The sequence below is a fragment of the Methylocystis bryophila genome (assembly GCF_027925445.1).
Classification (GTDB): Bacteria; Pseudomonadota; Alphaproteobacteria; order Rhizobiales; family Beijerinckiaceae; genus Methylocystis; species Methylocystis bryophila.
On record NZ_AP027149.1, the window covers coordinates 1686424 to 1706314 of the forward strand.

The 19891-nt window shown below is 61.0% G+C and carries 21 protein-coding genes, 1 tRNA gene and 1 pseudogene; 13 read left to right on the plus strand and 10 right to left on the minus strand.

From position 1 onward, the window contains the following. Window positions 1-13: 13 nt before the first annotated feature. Window positions 14-568 (minus strand): L,D-transpeptidase family protein, encoded by a 555-nt coding sequence (locus QMG80_RS07875; protein ID WP_085772323.1) that lies wholly within the window; start codon window positions 566-568, stop codon window positions 14-16. On the opposite strand from QMG80_RS07875, the gene QMG80_RS07880 reads away from it, so the two are divergent. The 3 genes from QMG80_RS07880 to QMG80_RS07890 all read left to right on the plus strand — a co-directional run bounded on the left by QMG80_RS07880 (window position 553) and on the right by QMG80_RS07890 (window position 2200). Further along, entirely contained in the window at window positions 553-1428 is an 876-nt protein-coding gene (locus QMG80_RS07880; RefSeq protein WP_158658800.1) for a winged helix-turn-helix domain-containing protein, read from the plus strand. The two genes, QMG80_RS07875 and QMG80_RS07880, sit on opposite strands and share 16 nt — an antisense overlap. After that, on the plus strand, window positions 1415-1852 hold the full coding sequence (locus QMG80_RS07885; protein WP_085772325.1) for a Crp/Fnr family transcriptional regulator: 438 nt from the start codon (window positions 1415-1417) through the stop codon (window positions 1850-1852). Before QMG80_RS07880 ends, QMG80_RS07885 begins: the two co-directional genes overlap by 14 nt. 274 nt (window positions 1853-2126) lie before the next feature. After that, a tRNA-Gln gene (locus QMG80_RS07890) sits at window positions 2127-2200 on the plus strand. A gap of 209 nt (window positions 2201-2409) precedes the next feature. Here the strand turns inward: QMG80_RS07890 and QMG80_RS07895 are convergent. Next, window positions 2410-3093 (minus strand): hypothetical protein, encoded by a 684-nt coding sequence (locus QMG80_RS07895; RefSeq protein ID WP_085772326.1) that lies wholly within the window; start codon window positions 3091-3093, stop codon window positions 2410-2412. 70 nt (window positions 3094-3163) lie between these two features. Between QMG80_RS07895 and QMG80_RS07900 the strand changes: the two are divergent. From QMG80_RS07900 to QMG80_RS07920, 5 genes and pseudogenes are all read left to right on the plus strand, one after another. Continuing rightward, window positions 3164-3256 (plus strand): annotated as a pseudogene (locus QMG80_RS07900) (DUF1403 family protein); the annotation flags it as partial. Window positions 3257-3262: 6 nt separating this feature from the next. After that, window positions 3263-3922: an SMC-Scp complex subunit ScpB gene (scpB, locus tag QMG80_RS07905; RefSeq protein ID WP_085772327.1), complete on the plus strand. Its 660-nt coding sequence runs from the start codon at window positions 3263-3265 to the stop codon at window positions 3920-3922. Between the two features lie 215 nt (window positions 3923-4137). Continuing rightward, entirely contained in the window at window positions 4138-5541 is a 1404-nt protein-coding gene (locus QMG80_RS07910; RefSeq protein WP_085772328.1) for a glycosyltransferase, read from the plus strand. Window positions 5542-5615: 74 nt separating this feature from the next. Next, a complete protein-coding gene (locus QMG80_RS07915) occupies window positions 5616-6254 on the plus strand; it encodes an outer membrane protein (RefSeq protein WP_085773748.1) in 639 nt (212 codons plus the stop codon). Between the two features lie 162 nt (window positions 6255-6416). Further along, window positions 6417-6806 carry a hypothetical protein gene (locus tag QMG80_RS07920; RefSeq protein ID WP_085772329.1) on the plus strand — a complete coding sequence of 130 codons (390 nt, stop codon included), beginning with the start codon at window positions 6417-6419 and terminating at the stop codon, window positions 6804-6806. 84 nt (window positions 6807-6890) lie between these two features. On the opposite strand, the gene QMG80_RS07925 is transcribed toward QMG80_RS07920, so the two are convergent. The 3 genes from QMG80_RS07925 to QMG80_RS07935 all read right to left on the minus strand — a co-directional run bounded on the left by QMG80_RS07925 (window position 6891) and on the right by QMG80_RS07935 (window position 10364). Beyond that, a complete protein-coding gene (locus QMG80_RS07925) occupies window positions 6891-8117 on the minus strand; it encodes a hypothetical protein (protein WP_158658801.1) in 1227 nt (408 codons plus the stop codon). Between the two features lie 220 nt (window positions 8118-8337). Then, window positions 8338-9651, minus strand: a complete 1314-nt coding sequence (locus QMG80_RS07930; protein WP_085772331.1) for an ATP-binding protein — start codon at window positions 9649-9651, stop codon at window positions 8338-8340. Then, complete coding sequence (locus tag QMG80_RS07935) at window positions 9648-10364, minus strand: response regulator (protein WP_085772332.1); 717 nt, start codon at window positions 10362-10364, stop codon at window positions 9648-9650. The genes QMG80_RS07930 and QMG80_RS07935 overlap by 4 nt, the downstream gene beginning before the upstream one ends. 774 nt (window positions 10365-11138) lie before the next feature. Here QMG80_RS07935 and gspG point away from each other — a divergent pair. The 4 genes from gspG to QMG80_RS07955 all read left to right on the plus strand — a co-directional run bounded on the left by gspG (window position 11139) and on the right by QMG80_RS07955 (window position 15649). Then, complete coding sequence (gspG, locus tag QMG80_RS07940) at window positions 11139-11594, plus strand: type II secretion system major pseudopilin GspG (protein ID WP_085772334.1); 456 nt, start codon at window positions 11139-11141, stop codon at window positions 11592-11594. Window positions 11595-12058: 464 nt separating this feature from the next. Beyond that, a complete protein-coding gene (locus QMG80_RS07945; RefSeq protein ID WP_158658802.1) occupies window positions 12059-13969 on the plus strand; it encodes a tetratricopeptide repeat protein in 1911 nt (636 codons plus the stop codon). Between the two features lie 167 nt (window positions 13970-14136). Continuing rightward, window positions 14137-14475 (plus strand): hypothetical protein, encoded by a 339-nt coding sequence (locus QMG80_RS07950; RefSeq protein WP_085772337.1) that lies wholly within the window; start codon window positions 14137-14139, stop codon window positions 14473-14475. A gap of 289 nt (window positions 14476-14764) precedes the next feature. Beyond that, on the plus strand, window positions 14765-15649 hold the full coding sequence (locus tag QMG80_RS07955; protein ID WP_085772338.1) for a heme-binding protein: 885 nt from the start codon (window positions 14765-14767) through the stop codon (window positions 15647-15649). 155 nt (window positions 15650-15804) lie between these two features. On the opposite strand, the gene QMG80_RS07960 is transcribed toward QMG80_RS07955, so the two are convergent. Then, a complete protein-coding gene (locus tag QMG80_RS07960) occupies window positions 15805-16173 on the minus strand; it encodes a hypothetical protein (protein WP_085772339.1) in 369 nt (122 codons plus the stop codon). A gap of 234 nt (window positions 16174-16407) precedes the next feature. On the opposite strand from QMG80_RS07960, the gene QMG80_RS07965 reads away from it, so the two are divergent. After that, a complete protein-coding gene (locus QMG80_RS07965) occupies window positions 16408-16965 on the plus strand; it encodes a prepilin peptidase (protein WP_245299936.1) in 558 nt (185 codons plus the stop codon). A 124-nt stretch (window positions 16966-17089) separates the two neighbouring features. Here the strand turns inward: QMG80_RS07965 and QMG80_RS07970 are convergent, their stop codons facing one another. The 4 genes from QMG80_RS07970 to QMG80_RS07985 all read right to left on the minus strand — a co-directional run bounded on the left by QMG80_RS07970 (window position 17090) and on the right by QMG80_RS07985 (window position 19891). Next, the gene (locus QMG80_RS07970) at window positions 17090-17749 is read right to left on the minus strand and encodes a PulJ/GspJ family protein (RefSeq protein WP_281926437.1); all 660 of its coding nucleotides are present in this window, start codon (window positions 17747-17749) and stop codon (window positions 17090-17092) included. A 65-nt stretch (window positions 17750-17814) separates the two neighbouring features. Next, a complete protein-coding gene (locus QMG80_RS07975; protein ID WP_245299938.1) occupies window positions 17815-18234 on the minus strand; it encodes a prepilin-type N-terminal cleavage/methylation domain-containing protein in 420 nt (139 codons plus the stop codon). Further along, window positions 18219-18662: a GspH/FimT family pseudopilin gene (locus QMG80_RS07980; protein ID WP_102938107.1), complete on the minus strand. Its 444-nt coding sequence runs from the start codon at window positions 18660-18662 to the stop codon at window positions 18219-18221. Before QMG80_RS07980 ends, QMG80_RS07975 begins: the two co-directional genes overlap by 16 nt. Before the next feature lie 17 nt (window positions 18663-18679). Next, complete coding sequence (locus tag QMG80_RS07985; RefSeq protein WP_085772344.1) at window positions 18680-19891, minus strand: type II secretion system F family protein; 1212 nt, start codon at window positions 19889-19891, stop codon at window positions 18680-18682.

The following is a 19891-nucleotide window of genomic DNA, read 5'->3' on the forward strand; positions in this document are numbered from 1 at the left end:
TTTGAAAGTGCGCTCAGCCGATGACGAGCTTCGCCCCGCGGGCGAGGCGCGGCGCGAGGCGCGCCATGTCGCGGGCGCGCAAGGCGACGCAGCCCTCGGTCGGCGCCAGATCTTGCGTCGCCATGTGAAAGAAGATCGCGCTGCCGCGCCCGCGCGTCGCAGGCCTAAGATTGTAATCCAGCACGCCGACAACGTTATAAAGCGCGTCGCCGCGCCAAAGCGTCTCGCAGCGAAAGCGCGAAGGCGCCCGCAAAGGGCGATTATAGAGAAAGCTCTCGGGGTCGTCGCACCAGAGGTCCAGTCGGCGAATCTCTCTCGCTGGAACGCGTAATCCGTCGCGACGAAGTCCCAAGGGCCGATGCAGAAAGCACAGGAGCCGCCAAGCGCCGAACGGCGTTCCGCCATCTCCCTCTCGTTTGGTTCGCACGAGGCCTGCGCGCCCCAGCGCGCAGCGAAAAGTCGCGCCGCCGGCGATGAGCAGGCCTTCGTGCGGCGCGCCGCCGAGCTTGCGCGCCACGATCACGCGGCGCAGTCCGGTCCGAGGGGAAACGCGTGGCTTTTTCTGCATTTGCTCTTGCTCAAAGGATTGGCGCCAATCTTGATGCCAAGAGGGCTGGCCTTCAAGGGCTTCCGAATCCTACTATCTCTCACGGGACCAGATTTTGGGACGCCGTCGCATCGGGGAGCTTCAACAAGGTCATGGCGTTCGACATTCTTCTCGCTGGCGGAACCGCGTTGCGGGAAGCTCTGGGCGAGCTTTTCGCCAGGGAGTCAGCCTTCACATTGCGCGAGGCGGCGACCGTTCAGAGCGCCTTGGCGGAGATCGACGCCGCGAGCCCCGATGCGCTGTTGGTTTCCGATGATTTCGGCGAGGAGGACGCGGGCGCCTTGCTGCGCGCAGCGCGAATCGCGGGTTTTGGAGGGGCCTCGCTTTGGCTCGTGAAGGACGAGCAGAGAAGCAAAGCGGGTTTCGACGCGACGATACGCCGGCCGTTGCGCTTCAACGATTTGCTGCTCACGATCACCAAAATCCTCGAGCAACTTCCGTTGCGTCCCTTAAGGCGCGCGCTCGGCGAGCATAGCCTCTGCCTTGGCCGGCAAAAGCTCACGGCGCCGAATGGCGCGAGTCTGCTGCTGACCGAAAAGGAAATCGCTCTTCTGCTTCGCCTTTCTCGCGCAGCAGGAAGCGTGGTGGCGCGGGACGTATTGCTGCGCGACGTTTGGGGCTATAATGGCGCCGTTGTGACGCACACTTTGGAAACTCACATTCATCGACTGCGACGCAAGCTCGAAGGCATGAGCGGTCGCACAGGGCTGCTCGTCACCGATCAGGGCGGATATCGGCTTTGTCTCGAGCATGATTGCCCGAGCGACGAAGAGGCGTCGCCGCTAGAGACGAGAGGATCCGAAAATCATGGCGCTCGGTAGAGAAATCGATGACCTTCTGGCCATCGAGGTCTTCGCCGTCATGGAAGACGCGGCCTTGAAGGGGCTTCTCTTCGGCGCCGACACGCGCTTGCTGCGCGCTGGAGACGTATTGTTTCGCCGCGACGAGACGGCCGATGGCGGCTATCTGCTCGTCAAAGGCTCCGTCGCGGTGGAGGCTGGCGAAACTGGCCGGCCGGCGGATCGGATCGTGCATCCGGTGGCGCTGCTCGGCGAAAGCGCGATGATCGCCGCGACGAAGCGACCGGCGACGGCCTTTGCTCGGGAACCGTCGACAGTGTTGAAGATTTCCCGCGGGCTCTTCCGAGAGGTGCTCGAGTCGCATCCGCAAACCGCGCTGCAGGTGCAGCGGTTTTTTCAAGACCGGCTGAAGGATTTCGTCGAGACCATGAAGTTTGATCCTTGAGCGGAGGCGGCGCCGCCACGGCAATCGGGTGAACGGTTGCATCCCCGCCCTCATCCTGAGAAGCCCGCAAAGCGGGCGTCTCGAAGGATGGGCAAGAGGGGAATCCGGCGAGATTTCGCGAGTCCTCATCCTTCGAGACGGCTCCTACGGAGCCTCCTCAGGATGAAGACTCGCGAGCGGGCGGCTTCACCCGATCGCCCTGCGGCGCCGCGGGCCGATATTGACAGGCCGCTCGCCGCTGACTAGAGGAAACGGCCCACGGCGCGAGGCCTTTTGGGGGATAGTTCAACGGTAGAACAGCGGACTCTGACTCCGTTAATCTTGGTTCGAATCCAGGTCCCCCAGCCACGTAACTCAGCGCTAGATTTTTATTTCTTAGGTTTCCTCGGCTACCAGGAAAACGCCCTTTTTTCCGAGCCTTAGCCCTGGGGCAGATCAACACGCGCGCAAGAGAGACGCCAAACGTCAGAATTCGAGTCGCGAAGGGGCGCGGGGTCTCTGGAGGCGGTTTTGGCGTCGACGGATGTAGAGCCTGCTCGACCGATTTTGTGGGAACTTTAGCCGACGAAGCCGAGAAAAACCCGCTGCTCTTTCCAGTCGTGCGGCAGGTCCTTGCTGAGATGCAGGAGGCGGGTAGGGGTCAGCTCGAGGGGCTGGCGGCCCTCCATGAACGCCCGCACAATGTCAGGCGCCAGATAGGATAGTCTAATCAGCGAGGAGAGACGCCCGCGGGAGATCCCGAGCCGCTCGATCATCGCCTCGATGCTGTCGTCTGGGCCTGACAAGAGCTGATGGCGGAGCGCGAAGGCTTCCCCCACCAGGTCGACAAGGCCTGCGTTGACTTCAGTGGCGTCGCGGTTCTGGATGACGAGGCGTTTGCCTTTGCCGGCGCGTTGCAGCTTCGCCTCGATCGATAGCACCACTGGATCAAGATCAAGCGGTTGGCTCGTCTCTCCCGCCTTCAACGCGGCGGCAACCTTCGCCAGACTGAGACGGATCTCGATCCGATCGATGGCGACGCTGACTCGCTCGACGATTTCTCGCACGAGGCTCGCCAACTCGACCGGCGGCATAGCGAGCCATCGCTGGGAAAAATGAAGAGCGCTACGCAGGGCGGCATCCAGCAGGCGCACATCAAGATCGAGCAGCGCGAGCGCGTCGGCGACTTCGGTCCTCGACGAGAAAAACGCCCTCAGCCGATCAAGCGCCAGCCCCTCGATATCGCCTGCCGGGACGCGCATCCCTTTCCGAGCTTGCGTCCGATCGTCAGCCAGAAGCGACGCCGAGACATAGTATGGGCGGCTCTCCGATCGCGCTAGCCGCCGCCTGTTCGATCGATTGACGGCGCTCGATGCGGTGCGCGAGCTGTCGGGACGGCCGAATTTTCGGCTTTACGGATTGTGAGGGGTCATGGGCCGGTCCAGGAGCAGCGAACGCGAAGAACCGTTCGACGTCGAGCTTGGCGATTTGTCGAAAGCGGCGCGCTGGCGCGAATGGATGCTACGCGTCGAGGCGGCGATCTTCGCATCGCCCGCTCCGACGCCGCGCGAAAGCCTCGCCCGACTCGTCGGCAAAGATTGCCGGCTCGACGACCTCATCGACGATCTCAAAACGGAACTGCGCGGGCGTCCCTACGACCTCGTCTTCGTCGCCGGCGGCTTTCAGCTGCGCACCAAGCCGCGCTTCGCGGGCGCAATCCGCGCCGCGAGCTCGGGCGAATTGCGCGACGCCGGCGCGCCAGACCTCACGCCGACCGAGCTCTTGGCCGTCACCGCTATCGCCTATCTGCAACCCGCGACTCGTGCGGACGGCTCGCGACTGGCCGGCAGGGAGATCAGTCGCGACGTCATCGGCGCACTGAAGCGTCATGGTCTCATCGACGGGAGCTTACGCGCGCCGGAGCCAGGGGCGCCCTTCGCCTATGTCACGACGGGGAAATTCCTCGAAGTCTTTGGACTCGCGTCCTTACGCGAACTGCCTGATATTGATCGCCTCGAAGACGAGGGGCTTTTACGAAGGCCGCAAGTAGACATCGATGGGCTTTGGGGCTTGGCCACGGCGACGCGCTAGCCTTCGACGAATCAGAGCTCGGCTGAATTAACCGGAATGGTTGAGACATACTCACCTATGCGTATGCGGCTAACGGACAGGATCATCCGTCGATATTTTCGCCGTGGTCGCACTGGCATTTCCCCCGAAAGGCGAACTTGAAACAAAACGAAATGAATCGAGCAAATTGACGCCTTAAGAGAAGGCGAGCTTGGCGGCCAAGGAGGGTCGTCGAGGTGCCGGTCGGAAAGGGAGTAGCAGCACGGCGGGCGTATCCTGAGAAGTTGGGCGACGCGCTGACGCTGTCAGGTAAAACCGTCGCACTAGTATATCCCGCTTGGCATTCCTGTGGGACGCATCAAGTCCTGGTCGGCCAGACAAGGACTTACAGACGGCTTGGAGCAAAGGTAATTTCCATCGCGCTCATGGACGCCATTACGCCCTCGTCTGGCAGAGGCGCACGTTGGAGGGATTACAGATCAAAGAGTCGCGATCTCGCCGTTGACCAGAGGCACGAAACCTCCGCGCGATTCTCGGACTTTCTCACAACGGCGCTTTTAAAGGACGGTTGGTGGCCGCTGATCCACGGCGATCAAGCCACTTGGCTGCTGGAACTGGCAAGACGTGCGCCTTTGCCCGCTGGGCTTAACGTAGACGAGATCGATCTGATCCACGCCAACCATTTTTTCGTGTTGCCTTTGGTGGAGAGGATGCTCGAGAAACGCCGCGTGCCCGTCCTGCTTGACACTCACGACATACAAGCACGGCAGTACGAATTGAGGAATAGAGCCGAATTCTTCATCCCCCCGTACACTCGCTATGATGAGATGCTCGCAGTCGAACTTGATTGGACGAGGCGAGCCGACGTTTGCGTTCATATAAATGCGGAGGAGCACGCGACCTTCTCTCGGCTTCTGCCAACCTCGCGTCATGAGCTGATTTACCCGTCGATAGCTCCCGCGTCCTCACATGAGGCGATCGGCAGTCGGGCCATGTTGGTCGCTAGCAACAACGCGGCGAATTACCTGAGCGTGCGGTGGTTCCTAAAGAACGTTTTGCCGCGGGCGCCTCAAACGCCGGTCTCGATCTTGGGCGACATCGACAAGGGCGTGAAAAGAAACGATAGGAAGCTTTACGAAAAGCACCGAGATCTCTTCAAGGGTCGGGTCGGCGACATACAGGCCGCCTATGCAGATGCGGCAGTTGTCCTCCTTCCAACGACAGAAGGTCACGGCCTCTCGATCAAGACAGTAGAAGCCATGTCAACCGGATTGCCGTTGGTGGCGACGTCGATGGCATTCAGGGGGATGGGGATCGATCCTGCTCGGCTTCGCAACGTGTTCATCGCGGACGACGCAATCGCATTCGCCACCGCCATGCTCCGCGCCATGGGAGAACGAGGCGATCCGATTGCGAGCGATACCCGCGCGCTATACGAAGAGAGATTTTCATCCGACGGCTATGCGAGCCGCCTTGGAGAAATCGCTATTAAGCTGATGGGAGCAGTGTCGAAAGACGGATCTCTCAGCCCACGACGCTCCCTTGCCCGTTACGATGAGCAGGAGCGGCTCTCAGAAACAACACGAAACCAAATCGCCCCAGTCCTGTCCAAGCGGCGGCAGATATCGAAAGCGAGGTAGAGCCTGCCTGAATGCAATCGAACCGACTGCAACTGTCGGCCCACGGCGGCAGGCAGGACGAAGGAGAAACGGAAATGAAGAGACCTATATCCCTGTTCCTCGCGTTAAGCGCAACCTGCGGCGCTGCACAGGCTGCAGATTTGCCTTCCCGTAAATCCGCTCCGCCCCCATATCTAGTTGCGCCGGTTCCGACTTGGACCGGATTTTATGCGGGCGTGAATATCGGAGGAGGAGTGCCGGTTTCGGGAACCGGTGGCGTGCTGGGAGGCGGTCAGCTCGGTTACAATTACCAGTTTACACCACTGTTTGTAGCTGGTCTCGAAGCCGATTTTCAGGGGTCAAGCATAGGAGGAGGATCTTCTTCCTTTGGAGGTCCTATGGGAGGCGAGCGCCGTAGCGTGGACTGGTTCGGAACGGTTCGCGGACGCGTGGGCACGATTGCTATCGATCCGAAATGGCTCATCTACGGGACCGGCGGCTTTGCCTATGGTGGAAACGGTAGCGCGGAAACCGGCTGGACAGGCGGGGGCGGCGTTGAATACGCCTTCGCTCCAAATTGGTCTGCGAGGGCGGAATACCTCTTCGTTGATCTCTCCGGCGGGGGTGGTTACGGACCGAATCATAGCAACAACAGAGGCTTCCACGTAATCAGAGCCGGTCTCAACTACCGCTTCGATCCCTTCACGTCTTCAACGTGGGCAAAGAGCTTCTAACCCGTCTCTAAGAGCTGAAGGACGCGTCTCCGGGCTCGTCCTTCACCCGTCCCATTGGCGTGTCTCGACATCTAAAAGCCATGGGTCGCGACGCCGTCGGGCTGCGGAAAGCGGCCGCATGGGGCGGGAACGTTTAATCCAAGAGAGCTCCTGCAGGCGCCCATGTATCGACTTGCATTGATCATGTTCGTTAACGAGCGGGGCAAATATCTCGGCATCATCGCAGCCCTTTCCTTCACGGCGTTCATGATGGCGCAACAGCCAGCGATATTTTTTGGCATCCTCTCCCGCACAACGGCGGTGATCACCGAGCTTCCGCTGGTTGATCTGTGGGTGATGGACCCGAAAGTGGAGAACGTCGACGATCCAAAGCCGCTCCCCGATACGCAGCTGTATCTGGTCAAAGGCGTGAGCGGCGTCGCTTGGGCCGTTCCATTCTATCGCGGTTCGATCAGAGCCAGGCTGTCCGATGGCAACTTCGTCGTCTGCCAGCTCATAGGCATCGACGACGCGACTTTGATCGGCGGCAGGTCTCCGGCCTACCGGCTCTAGGTCCTGACCAAGATGGAGCTAAGAGCGCTCTGTCCTCATAAAGCACTGGCGTCGAGCGCCGCTTTTTGAATCACCGACACCGTTTCACCGCCTGGATTTCGCCGTGGAAAACGCCCCAATAATCAACTCTGGGGCGAGGAATAGTCTTGCGCCGCCGGAGCGCTTCACTTTTGCGTTCTCGTCGCCGTATGGGTCGTGTCCGCCGCCGACAACCATGTACATGTCGGTTCTACCGGGCTGTTTACACTTGGTCGCTCGGAACAGCACGACTGGCCGACCGTCACGGGTTCTTTCATCGATCGGTACGCTGACGAGCCGCGCGCATTGGCGGCGATGCAGCAGCGCATCGCCCAAGTGAATAGGGCTCCATAATGAGCCAAGCTGAAGGTTGGCGCCAACTCCACCTTTGGTTGGCATTACCGGATCTTCTGTGCCGTTCACAACCACGATGCGGCTCGGAAATGACCGACAGCTTTCGCCCACAGCCTCAGGCATGGCGCTGGAGATCAGCGCTATTCCCTCGAATAGAGTGGGATGGTCGCACACGGTCTGCAGTCCGATCATTCCACCATTTGAATAACCCGCGACAAAGATCCCTCTTGGTCCGTAGCCGCGTGCGACCAACGCCTCCCGCAGCTCCAAAACATACTCCTCGTCGGAACGATCATCCGTTCCGTTGAGCCCATTGTAACGCCATAGCCCGTCTCGGCTGTTTCCAAAAATCACGCTGAAGCCCGTTTTCCGCGCCGCAGTGGCGAAGCCAGAAGTCGCCAACGACAGGGCCGCGTTCCCCCCGCCAGAATGCAGAAAAATCAACACCGGCCCACGCACTCGATTAGCAACTAAGATCGCCGCGCGGCCATTGCTGAGCTGCAGGTTCTCCGGCGAGGGAGCAGCTTGTGGCTCGCTTTTACTGGAAGCCAGCGAGAGAGGGACCTGCGCCTTGCTTTTGCCGAAAGCCGGCGATGCCAAAATTGCAACTGCAACACAAAGCCCAGCGAACAGCCTCACCTTTGTGAGCGCGATTCTGGCGCCCTGCCTTGAAAGCTTCCTCAATCTTGGCAGGTCAAGGAAATGCGGGGCCACAGCCAGCTCTTCGGACGGCGGTGCAAGCCTCGCAAGCTCCAGGAGCCTTATGGCTTCGTCGCCGTCGGTTAACCGCGACCGGCCATTCTTCACGGGCGACATTCTGAAAAGGTCCACGATTGTCGCAGACTGTTCGCATTTCTTGTCGGCGGCGAGTTCGCGGTTCTTCGCTCTGCAATCGCCCCAGCCCGCGCCCTTGCACATGGGGGGCGTGACAGCGTCCATGAAGGACACAGCCCAAGCTTCATACCGCTTATATGCCCTCAGCTGACTGTCAAAGACTCGTTGCGTTCCGCAGGAAGGCCACACTGCAGACGCTACGGCGACGGCTTTTTCGAACAGCGTCGCGGCGTTGTCCGTTTTCTTAGGATACGATTGCCGCGTTGCGCCCCTGTTTTCGACTGACACCTGGACGACCCTCCTTGGCCGCCAGGGTCGGCTTCTCTTAAGGCGTCAGTTTGCTCGAATCATTTCGTTTTGTTTCAAGTTCGACTGTTGGCAGAAACACCCGTGCGACCAGACCGCCTCCGGCCCTCTCGTCCAGTTCGAGACGACCGCCATGAGATTCAACGATGGCGCGCGTGATCGCAAGGCCCAGTCCAAAACCTTCTCTAGCGTGAGAAGAAGCGTTTACGCCTCCCCGCTCGAAAGGTTCGAGCATGGCCTCTCTCTTCTCAGCGGGAATGCCCGAGCCCTTATCAACGACCTCGACAACCGTCCACCCGTCCTTTTCAAACAACTTGATTTCGGGACTACTCGCGTATTTCACCGCATTGTCGAGGAGATTGGAAAAAGCGCGTTCAAAATCGTCGGGATTGCCCATAACGTTAGTGTGATCGACGCCGTCGTAGCGCGCATCGGCGCCCAGGTCGGTGAACTGGTCGACGACCGCTTGCAACAGGGTCGCTAAATCGAACAGTACTGTTTCCTGCCGGGAGCCGCCGCGCAGGTAATCGAGGCAGCCGCTGACCATCGCCTCCATCTGGTCTAGGTCGCGCAAAAGCTTCGTCTTCGTGTCGCCGTTTTCGATATGTTCAGCCCGAAGCCGCATGCGCGTGATTGGGGTTCGGAGGTCGTGGCTGACGGCGGCCAACATCCGCGTCCGTTGGGCCGCCATCTGGGAGATGCGATTTCGCATACGGTTGAAGGCCCGTGTTGCCTTACGAACCTCTTCTGGACCGGTTTCAGGCAGCTGCGCCGGTTCTTTGTCGAGACTGAAAGTTTCGGCTGCATTAGCGAAATCCGTCAGCGGTCGCGTGAGCGACAGCGCGGCCCACAAGGAAAAGACGAACAGACTGACGGCGACGAAGCCCATCGTGACCAGCGCGAACTTGTGCAATCCAGGTCTCGCTGCGACGGCGGTGAGCATAATCCGCTCGCCGTCGTGCAGCGATCCCATCAATCTCTCACCTTCTTCGTCATGGACAACCCCGAGTTCGACCCCGGCGGGCAGACGGGAGTGGAAATAGACTGGGCGAGCGCCTGTCGCCGCGGGGCCATCCGGGGTCGAGAGCGAGACGTGGAATCTCGGCAGACTCGCGTTCAATGCGACGGTGATGGCGGGCCTCTCCGTGGGAGACGCTGCATCCAGGGCGGTTACGGCCGCCACGACAATCGCGGCGCCCTCGTCCCTCGGATCCCCGGGACGGGGTTCCGTCAGGAGCAGGATCAGCGTCGTAGATACGTGGAACAGTCCGACGCAGAGCAGGAGAAGAAGCCCCAACTGCACATTGATATTTCGGAAGGAAGGGATCCTCATTGGGCGCTCACCTTCGCCGTGAACGTGTAGCCCATCGACCGCACCGTCTGGATTAACGCGGGATCGCGCGGATCGGCCTCGATCTTTTGACGCAGCCGGCTAATCAAAATGTCCACGCTGCGGTCCGTCGTCGAAGCCGATTTCAGTTCGTCGCGCGAAAACACTTTTCCCGGGTTGCGGCAAAATGTCAGCAACAGCTCGAATTCCGCGCTCGTCAAGATCACCCTCACGCCCGTCGGCCCTGACAGACGTCGGGCGGCCAGGTCCAGGACGAAACCCGAGAAGCAATATTTGCCGACCCCCTCGGGCGGCTCCGCATCTGGCGCAGTACGACGAAGCACGGCGCCGATCCGCGCCAGGAGCTCTCGCGGGATGAAAGGCTTTACGAGATAGTCGTCTGCGCCAAGCTCGATGCCGAGTATCCGGTCCGTATGTTCCCCACGTGCTGTCAGCATGATCAAGGGCGGACCTTCAGCCTTACGCAAGCGTAGGCAAATCGAAAAGCCATCCTCGCCAGGAAGGTTTATGTCGAGCACGATAAGATCGACTTTTTCCTTCGCGAGAGCTTCGTCCATTTCCTTGCCATTCCTGGCAAGCCTCATCTCGAACCCTTGATCGGTGAGGTAATCTGAGACGAGAGATCGAATGTCCTCGTCGTCTTCTACGATGAGAATGAGTCGCTTCTTGATCTCGACTGACGCAGGCTCTTTCAAAGCCGGGACCCCTTTGCCGCGGCCCCGATTGAACCGCGACTTGCGAGAGAGCCTTAAGCGCCGAGATGTTAAAATCTGGGCGCTGACATTTCAATTTGTTGCTGGCGGCGCTGGGGGCTGGGCTTTTCTCGATTTACAGGAGTCTTCCTCACTTTCTGTTGCGCCCTTGCTCGATCGGGAGCAAGGCTATAGCTTGGTGTCGATTGGCAGCTCAATCCGGGAGGATTGGGCTGATTTGCGGCATTTCAAAGGGTCTGCGTCACTTTACGTGCTTGCCTAGCCACTGCGGGGGGGGCACCAATCGTAGTCGCGCCAGTCGCAGCAGACGGCGGCAAGGACTTTGCCTTCTCGTCGATTGCGCGTCGGCCTAAGACGAAAACGCTCCGAGCCCTTCCGGCGCCGCTTTCGACCGAGCCTTCCGGCCGCGCGCCAAATTCGCTTGCGAGGATTTTCGCGCGGCAGCGATTGGCGGCCGCTTCAGGCTCGCGCCAATGCGCTTGCGCGTCGCTCGGCAATTCGCATTGTCTTTTCTGCGATGCGATCGTCCCGCGTGCCCTTGCGACTCGCTTGTGTCGAGAAAGACAGCGCTCGAGGCTTGCGAGCGCGCCGCCCTCTGCGTCATCATCCTGTTATATCGAGCCGGCTTCGTCGCAGCGGAGAGCGCCAACAACCGCCATGATCCTGAGCGACGCTCGGCTGTGGCTCGGCGACAATCGATGCGCTAACATGCGGCCGTCCCATCGCAGTGGAGCCAACGGGGAGGAGAAGAGGTCTATGCAGATTCATGACAGCCGCCGTCGGAGGAATGCGCTTCTCATCAAGAGGTCGGGGCGGCGCGGCGGGTTTACGCTCGTTGAGATGCTCGTCGTTTTGGGCATTCTCGGTCTGATCGTGGGCCTCGTGGGCCCGCGCGTGCTGAATTATCTTTCGGAGTCCAAGGTCAAGGCCGCGCAGATTCAGATGGAGAATCTCGCCAGCGCGGTGGATCTCTACTACCTCGACAACGGCCGCTATCCCTCAACGGAAGAAGGACTCGGCGCCTTGGTCCGGCGTCCGCCGAGCGCCGTGGCTTGGAACGGCCCCTATCTGAAAACCAACGGCGTTCCCAAAGACCCCTGGGGTCACGAGTATCTCTATCGCACGCCGGGGCAGACGACTCCTTATGACATTGGCTCGCTCGGACCCGAAGGTCGGGAGGGCGGCTCCTCGGCCTTGGCCCGTAAGCAATAGGCGTTTTCGCCGCGCGCGCATCATCGGCTGCAGTTGTTCAGCGAGAAGGCGTGCGCGCGACGCGCGTCTCGAAGGCGTCCGCGACGCGCTAGATCACGCTGCGTTCAGGGGGGTTCGCCTGAACGCAGAAAGCGTGATCGATTTTAAAAGTGTAGAGTTCGATTTTTCCGAAAAACCGGTTTCCGCTTATTCGAAGCGCGCTCTTGTGGTCGTGGATGCTTCCTCTGCCGCGCTTGGTTGACGCGCGATCGGTTTTCGATTCGTCCACAGAGTCTTCCAAACTCAATTTCTTATTCACAGCATTCGACACGTTCAGCTCCGCACCATCTTTGCATCACAATTCCGGTAGAGACTCCGCTCGTCAGACTCAGAGAAGCGATGTCTTGATCATGTCGCTTGGGCAGCCGTCCAGCGGCGCGTTCAATCGCGTCTGACGCATGTACGCAAGAGAGCGAAGAGCGGCCGTGAGCAAAGCACAAGCCTTGAGCGGGGAGTTGATCGATTTGAAGAAGGCGCGCTTCGACCGTTCGAAGCGGCCGTCCTTTGAGCACGCCCCGCGCGACCATGCGCGTGTCGAAACCGACGGAACGGATCAGCCCAAACCGATCAAAGGTTTGCACTGGCCTGTCGCCTCGCTGAATAAGACGATTCGTGATGTGGAGAGTCGCATCACGAAAGAGCTTCGGGACGGCATTGCAAGCCATGATCCGGCTCCGCTGCTTCACGACCTCAAGACGGAGGTGACACAGGTTCAAAGCCGGCTCGACAAGCTCAATGAACGGATCGAGCTGCTTTGTGCGCCCCCCGCTCGTCGCTCGGATCGTGAAGTCGTCAGCACTCCGCCAAAGGACGTCAACGCGCTTGAAATTCTCCTCGTCGAGCTCGCCGAAAAAATTGATACCGCGATCACGGATCGACCGATGGGCGCGGGCGTTTTCGCGTCCGCAGATACACTGACGTTAATGGAAGAACGCCGATACCCGTCGACCTTGATCGGTTCCTTTGGTCAGGGCGAGGCGACGTTCAGACAAGACATCGCTGAGTTTGGCCCATCCGCCGAACGCCTTTCCGACGGGCCGACAATCCAAGACATGGGAATGAGCTTCGCGCAAAGGCCCGTTTTTCGCGCCGAAACTCAGTCTCGCGCCTTCCATGCGCGGGTCAAATGGACAATCTCGGATCGGGAGGCGACGACGCCGGGCTCGGTTCGCACCACGCTCATGGAAGCCGCGCGTCGCGCCATGCAGCGCAGCGTCGTCGAGATCAAATCGATGCAGGGTCGAAGCTTCCCGGACCACGAACTCTGGGCGGGGCCTGATGCGGAAGGAACGCGCCCGAGTCGGACGCCTTGGCGCGACCGGCTCTCCGGCATGCCGTCGCTCCCACGCACGGCCGTCTTCGGCATCGCGGGCGCGCTCCTCGTGTTTGGCGGTTATTCGCTCTCTCGCCCGGGCGCCATAGGCTCGAACGTCGCGTCGCCCAAGGCTCCGGAGAGGGTTTTGATGGCGGCTTTCCCTCTGAGCGTCGGTAGATCCGAGGCCCCAATCGGAGGTCTGAGCTTTGGGATGGACCGGGCCAATGCGGCGGAATCCCTGACGCCGTCGCTCGGCAGGGGTCTCAGCCGCCCCGAGACCGAGAGGTCAGGCGGCTTCGGGTCAACGGCGCCGCTCCAATATTCCGTCGCCAGGCTTCCCGTCGACGATCGGGCTTCGGCGGCTGGGGGCTGGAGCGCTTGGGATCCCCAAAAGTCCGAGGGCGCGCCGAATGTCGGATCGAATACGAGCGAGGCTGACGTTCGGGCATTGGCGGCGCAGGGCGATCCGCGGGCGCAATATGAGCTGGCGACGCGCTTGTTGATGCGGCAAGAAAAGGGTCCTGATGCGAAAGACGCTGCGGACTGGCTCGAAAAAGCGGCCAGTCAGGGCTTCGCGCTGGCGCAGCTCCGACTGGGAATCCTCTACGGAAAAGGCGTAGGCGTGAACCGCGACTATGCGGCTGCCCGCAAATGGTTCCAGGCTGCTGCGGAGAACGGTAACGCGCTTGCAATGCATAATCTCGCCGTTCTCATCAGCGATGGTCATGGACGCAAGCCCGACCCCGCAGCGGCGAATGCTTGGTTCCGCAAGGCTGCGGAACTCGGCGTCCTCGACAGCCAATATAATCTCGGGCTCGACTACATGCAGGGCCTCGGCGTCGAAAGGGATCTCGTTCAGTCTTATGCTTGGTTTGCGACGGCCGCGGCGGCTGGCGACGCCAAGGCGAGCAGAAAACGCAAAGAGGTCGCCGCGCTACTCGATCCCGAAGAGCTCGACACCGCGCGGATACTGGCGGATCGCCTCAAGCAGAAGCAAGCTTCCTTGCCGGCCGGAGACTGAAGGTCAGGCGAGAGCGGCTCTCCTGACCGGAAAACCGCTTCGCGCTTTTCCGACAGCGCGCCTGCAACATGCACGCGACGAGGGCGGGGCGCGGCTTCGCGCAATCCTTGCAAAATTGCGAAATTTTCCTGCTACACTGTTGAGAAGCAGGGCGGGGGAGGTTCTCGATGACAAGGATTCTTGCAGGGCTGAAGACGGCGCTCTTGCTGGCGACGCTCTTGCTGGCGGCGCTCCTGGCTGACCTGTCGGTCGTCGGCTCGGCGTCGGCGCAGCCGGATGTGCATCGCTATGTGCGCTGGAAGCGGAATGGGCAGCTGGACTATCGCCGCCTGCTGCAGCGCTACGAATGTGTGTCCTCTTTCGCCTCTTGCGGGCGCGCCTATGGCTATCCCTATTCCCAAAACGGCGGGCTGAGACAGCCCCGTTATTTCTACCAGAACACGCCCAACGGCGTCGTCATCGATGGACCCTATTATATTGGCTCGCCTTACGATCTAATATTTTGAAGCGTAGTCCAGGTCATCGGCGTCGAACGCGGGATCGCGGAGCTATATTGCAAAAGTTAAAACTTCTGGAAACGGTTTGTCGAAAGACCCGTCGATCGGTTTAACGATCAATTGCATCATGCGACGCACAATCGCATAGGCTAGTTACTGCGTAGCTCCCGCTGGAAAAGAGCTCGAGCTTGGCGCTCTTGCCGCTTAATCGATTCGACGTTAGAGAATACTGACGGGCTTCCTGTTCTTGGAGGCGCCGAATTGGGAAGAAAACCCAAAAATGGGGGGACACAAGACTATGAAATTCAAAATGCTATTGGCGGCCACGACGGGGGCTTGTCTGCTTTCTACAGCGGCATTCGCGACCGCTGCTCCGACTCCGCTTCCGGCCTCTTGCAGCGGGCTCCCGACTCATGACCAGCTCGCCGCGCAGCTCAAGGCGGCGGTCGGAGTTGCTGGCAATGGCGGCCTCGGCTTCAACATGTGGGCGACCGTCGTCGGCAATGATGGCGCCGTCTGCGCTGTCGCCTTCTCGGGCAATGCCTACACGGATCAATGGCTCGCGAGCCGCGTGATTTCCGCTCAGAAGGCGGCGACCGCCAACAGCCTGAGCCTCGCGACCGTGACGGGAGCGAGCTCGGCGGGGAATCTCGCGCTGGCGAGCGGCAATCTTTACTCGGCTGACCGCGAGGGAGGCAGCCTCTTCGGCCTCCAATTCAGCAACCCCGTCGATCCGCTCGACGCCTATCACCAGGCCGGTCAGCCGGGCACGACGCCCGATCCGACGACCTTCGGCACGACGAGCGATCCAATGCTCGGCCTGCCGATCGGCGGCATCAATGTTTTCGGCGGCGGGCTCGCGCTTTACAATGCCGCTGGTCAAAAAGTCGGCGGTCTCGGGGTGAGCGGCGACACGTCATGCACCGACCACTATGTCGCGTGGCGAACGCGCAACGGCTTGAAGCTCGACTATTTGAAGACGGGGCACATCGCCGGTCCGGCTTCGCTCTTTGCGGGGGACGCCACCCATCCGGACAACCTGATCTTCGACATTCCCAACAACACGCAGAAAGTCGGTCCGGGGCATGCTCCGATCGAGGGAAACAACGCCATCAGCCCGAGCGGCTTTGGCCATCCGCAATGTCTTAATCAGCCGACCGGCGCCCTCCCAGTGGTGGAATGACGGCGTCTGAACTTTCGGCCGCAGCGATCGGCTGCGCCTAAAATTGGGGAGGCGGCGATCCGCCGCTTCCCTGCCTTTTCAAGAATAAGCGTTCCGTTGAGGCGTTTTCGATCTTACTGGCGCGCGTTTGGAGAGTTCAGGCTCGAACGCGCCTCTCAAATGGCGACATAAACGTCGCAGCCATAGTAGGAAACGGGATTGCCCAATTCGTCGGAAATCTTGTTCCAGCAGCGCCCGACGCCCTCAATGCGACGGTAAACGAAAGTGCCATCCGGCTCGTCAGCGACTTCGTCGTGGACATGACGGACGCCCAGATAATTGAAGTAGGAGATCGCTACGTCTTCTCGGCAGCGATAGAGGACATGCCGATCGAGCACATAGACGGAATTTTTGTCCTTCGCCTGGCTCACGCACCAGGAGTAGAACTTCAACCCATCCGGCCGCACGTCAATGAGCGCTCTCCCCGGCGCCGGCATCGAAAGCGCCAGAGCGATCGCCAGTGCGAGCGTCGCGGATTTATGCATCGAACCCCCCTGCAGCTCCTCGAAAATTAACCATCGGCTTCGCGCACGGCAACAGATTTCTGGCGACAGCGTCGCTGGATCCCTCCACGAGCGCCTTGACAAAATGGTGACGCGCTGGCGTGCTGCCTCGTCAAGGCCCGCTCAGCGACTTTGGCTCACATGCCCGCACTCTCACGTTTGGTTGCTTCGTCGCGTCGTCGGTGGCGTCGACTCGGATCGCGCGCGCTCGCCATCTTGCGCGCGGAGGAAGGCTGCCGCGCGCATACCCATGTTCTTTGGCTCGGCCTAGCCGGCGCCGTCGTCCTGGGCGTGCAGCATGAAACATTGGGTTGGTACGCGGCGGCGAGCGTCGCGCTTTTTTGTGGGCTCTGCGTCATCGTTCTCTTCGATGTCGAATATCTGGTCATTCCGGACGGCCCCCTGCTGTTCCTGTTCGCAGCGGGCGTTGCGACCACGTGGCTCGGCGCGCCCGAAGAATTATCGTCGCGGCTGATCTGCGCCTTTGGCGCCTGGGCCGCGCTTCGTCTTTTCAGCTTGGGCTATGAGCGGTGGCGCGGCTTTGCCGGGCTGGGGGCCGCCGATCCGAAGCTTTTTGGAATCGCAGGCCTTTGGCTCGGTCTCCAGGCGCTTCCGGGATGCCTGTTGATTTCGGCCGTCTCCGGCCTGATCTCGGCGGCCGTTCTCATGCGCGAGCGTCAGTCGATCGATGAGAAGCAACCCATTCCCTTCGGTCCCCATCTCGCCCTCGGCCTTTGGCTATCCTGGACCTTGGGTCCGCTCGAAGGCGGCTGAAGCCATAGAGCAATGTCACGGAAAAGTGCGAAGCGGTCTCCGGTCAGGACATGCTCTAAGTTTTTGATTTAGCACGATTCCTTATCGCTCGAACGATTCCGTTGGAGCGGGAAAAAGGCGCCGGTCACCGCTGACGAAGCGCGACCACGAAAGAAACGTCCACCGTCCGCCCCGAGATTTCACCGGCCAGCCGCACGGCGATGAGCAGCGGCAAATCCGGATGGTCGATCCATTGGTCCGTCCAAACCGGCGGGCGGCCGTTCTCGACTTCGCCGAAGTAAGATAAGCGGAAATTGGCGGCCGCGCGCAGAACCGACACGCGATTCATGGAGTCTCGCGGCGGCTCGAGTCCCTGGGACGGCCGAAACACGCTGCTCCAGAGCGCCACATCCTCGCCAGGGCCTTGCGGGCCCGCGATCTCCGTCAGAATCAGGCCGCCCCATTGCGCGCCGCCCTCGCTGAGGGCGACGAAGCGGCAACTGTCCGGAAGCCCGCGGAAGGCGGCGACTTGCCCGCCATTGGCTCCGGGGAGGCGAATGGAGGCGGCGCGCGCCAATTGGCCATTGATCGCGCGGGCGGCCTCTTCGATCTCGCTCACGGTCTCGTAGGTTTTCCCCGTCTCCCAGGCGCGTCTTCCCATGTGCAGGCCGCCAAGGATCGCCGCGACGATCATCGAGAGCAGCGTGATCGCGAGCAGCATCTCGAGGAGGGTAAAACCCGAGCGCGGGCTAGCGCGTTTCCCACTCGAGCGGAATCGTTCGAGCGATAAGGAATCGCGCCAAATCCAAAGGTTGGAGCATGTCCTGACCGGAAAGCCGCTTCGCGCTTTTCCGTGACATGCTCTATGACTCATTTCAAAGCCTCACGCGTCGAGATGATTTTCAGGGTCGTCAGCGTCAGGCTTTCGCGCGCGCCTTCCTGCGAGCCGGGCCGTCGGATCGTCAAACGCAGCCAAAAGCTTGCGACCTCGCCGGTTCCCGTCAACGACTTGATCGTGACATAGGGGTCGATTCTCAGATTCCAGAGCAACCCGTCATCATAGGCGCCAGTCGTCTCTCCCTGCGCGATCGGACCCTCTATGCCGACGGCGTCGAGCTGCGACTGTCCTTCCCGGGAGGCGCGCAACAAAAAATCCGCCCGGCTCTCGTTCCGCGCGCCGCCGCTGAGCGTCGCCATGAGCTGAGACATCGCGAGCGCCAGCACAGCGAAGGCCGCAAGCGTCTCGATGAGCGTGAAGCCTCCGCGGCGGCGGATCAGGAGACGTCGCACCGTGTCGCTCCGCTGAGCCAGTTGACTTGAATGGTCGCCCGATTGTTGCCGATCTCGAGAGTAATGTCGCCGCCGGTGGAGGCCCCGCTGGGAAAAAACTTCAACCCCGCGTTTCCGCCGAAATCTCGTTGACCCTTGGCGATGGAAATCTCAATGCGCATTTCCGCCGGCAAGAGTGTTTCGCGAACGCTCGGGGAAGAATAGCTTTTTCGCGCAAGATCGAGAACGAGCGTCGCCTCCTCATTGGCGGAGATCGCACGTGCGCGCGTCGCGCGCAGCGCGGCGCAAAGTCCCCGCGCTGCGCCTTCTAGCCGCAAATGCGGGGCCGCAGGACGCACGAGTTGCGTCGACAAGCCGGCAAGCAGGCCGATGATCGCCAGCACCGCGAGCATCTCGAGGAGCGTGAAGCCCCCGCGTTGTCGCAGCATCTGTGGCCGGCGCCGGTTCACTTCGTGGCCAACTCGTTGATTCCGAGCACCGCGTCCATCACGGTCATGATCAGCCCGCCGACCACGACGGCGATCAAAATGGTCAGCGTCGGCGTGACCAAGCCCATCACCCGTTCAATCGAACGCTCTGTCTGTTTCTCGAACATCGCCGCGACTCGCAGCAACATGGCGTCGAGCTTCCCCGTCTCTTCGCCCAGGGAGACCATCTGCGGGACGACTTTCGGTATGGCTTCGATGCGGCCCAGCGCGCCGCTCAGACTTTCGCCGCCGCGCACCGCCTCGATCGACGTCTCGATCTCTGCGCCAAGATGACGGTTTGACACCGCCGTGCGCCCGCACTCCAACGCCGGCAACAACGGCACGCCGGCTTTCAGCAAGGAGCCGAGCGTGTGGGTGAATCGAGCGGTTTCGAGCTGCGAGCTCAGCGCGCCCACAAAGGGTATTTGCAGGGCGCGACGATCAATCGCCATCATCCAATGCGGTCGCTGGCGCGCGGCGCGCCAAAAGAGGAAAAGGCCGGCGACCACGAGAAAGAGACCGAGGGCCAGCAATTGCCAATTGGCCTCTGCGTCGAGGATGAACTTCAGACCGGAAGGAAGAGGACGGTTGTTGTCGAGGAAGATTGGCGCAATGTTGGGGACGAGCGTGGCGAGCACGATCCCGGTTGAAATGATCGCGAGAGTGATCAGCATGGCCGGATAGACCAGCGCGCTGGTGATCCGAGAGCGCAACTCCACCCGACGCTCCAGCATGTCGGCGAGATCGCCCAGGGCTTGACCGACATTGCCGATGGTTTCTCCCGCCCGCACGACATTGATATATTCTGACGAAAATACGTCGCTGCGTCCCGCAAGCGCTTCCGAGAGCGAGGCGCCGCTGACGACGCGCCCCAGAATTTCCTCGGCGAGTTCCCGCAGCACCGGCTTGGGGATTTGCGCCGCGAGAATGCGGAGGCCATGATCCAGCGGGATGTCCGCCTGCTCGAGCGTTGCGAATTCCCGGGTGAACGAAGCGAGCTCGCCCAGATTGGGCGTGCGGCGACGGTTGATGGGGTTTGTGAAGGCGCTGCGTCCGACCTCTTTGGTCTCGAAGGGCGTCAGCCCGCGCCGCCACAGAGCGTCCTCAGCCTCCTCCATTGCGTCGGCCGCAATCTCTCCCTCGACGAGATCGCCAGCGGCGGAGTAGGCGCGGTAGCGAAATGTCGGCAT

Excerpts from the sequence above, each read along its gene's own strand:
- QMG80_RS07930 (WP_085772331.1), bottom strand. The coding sequence starts at position 9,651 with ATGAGGATCCCTTCCTTCCGAAATATCAATGTGCAGTTGGGGCTTCTT.
- QMG80_RS07950 (WP_085772337.1), top strand. The coding sequence starts at position 14,137 with ATGACAAGGATTCTTGCAGGGCTGAAGACGGCGCTCTTGCTGGCGACG.
- QMG80_RS07915 (WP_085773748.1), top strand. The coding sequence starts at position 5,616 with ATGAAGAGACCTATATCCCTGTTCCTCGCGTTAAGCGCAACCTGCGGC.
- gspG (WP_085772334.1), top strand. The coding sequence starts at position 11,139 with ATGCAGATTCATGACAGCCGCCGTCGGAGGAATGCGCTTCTCATCAAG.
- QMG80_RS07985 (WP_085772344.1), bottom strand. The coding sequence starts at position 19,891 with ATGCCGACATTTCGCTACCGCGCCTACTCCGCCGCTGGCGATCTCGTC.
- QMG80_RS07875 (WP_085772323.1), bottom strand. The coding sequence starts at position 568 with ATGCAGAAAAAGCCACGCGTTTCCCCTCGGACCGGACTGCGCCGCGTG.
- QMG80_RS07960 (WP_085772339.1), bottom strand. The coding sequence starts at position 16,173 with ATGCATAAATCCGCGACGCTCGCACTGGCGATCGCTCTGGCGCTTTCG.
- scpB (WP_085772327.1), top strand. The coding sequence starts at position 3,263 with ATGGGCCGGTCCAGGAGCAGCGAACGCGAAGAACCGTTCGACGTCGAG.
- QMG80_RS07980 (WP_102938107.1), bottom strand. The coding sequence starts at position 18,662 with ATGCTGCGACAACGCGGGGGCTTCACGCTCCTCGAGATGCTCGCGGTG.
- QMG80_RS07885 (WP_085772325.1), top strand. The coding sequence starts at position 1,415 with ATGGCGCTCGGTAGAGAAATCGATGACCTTCTGGCCATCGAGGTCTTC.
- QMG80_RS07920 (WP_085772329.1), top strand. The coding sequence starts at position 6,417 with ATGTATCGACTTGCATTGATCATGTTCGTTAACGAGCGGGGCAAATAT.
- QMG80_RS07925 (WP_158658801.1), bottom strand. The coding sequence starts at position 8,117 with ATGGACGCTGTCACGCCCCCCATGTGCAAGGGCGCGGGCTGGGGCGAT.
- QMG80_RS07895 (WP_085772326.1), bottom strand. The coding sequence starts at position 3,093 with ATGCGCGTCCCGGCAGGCGATATCGAGGGGCTGGCGCTTGATCGGCTG.
- QMG80_RS07955 (WP_085772338.1), top strand. The coding sequence starts at position 14,765 with ATGAAATTCAAAATGCTATTGGCGGCCACGACGGGGGCTTGTCTGCTT.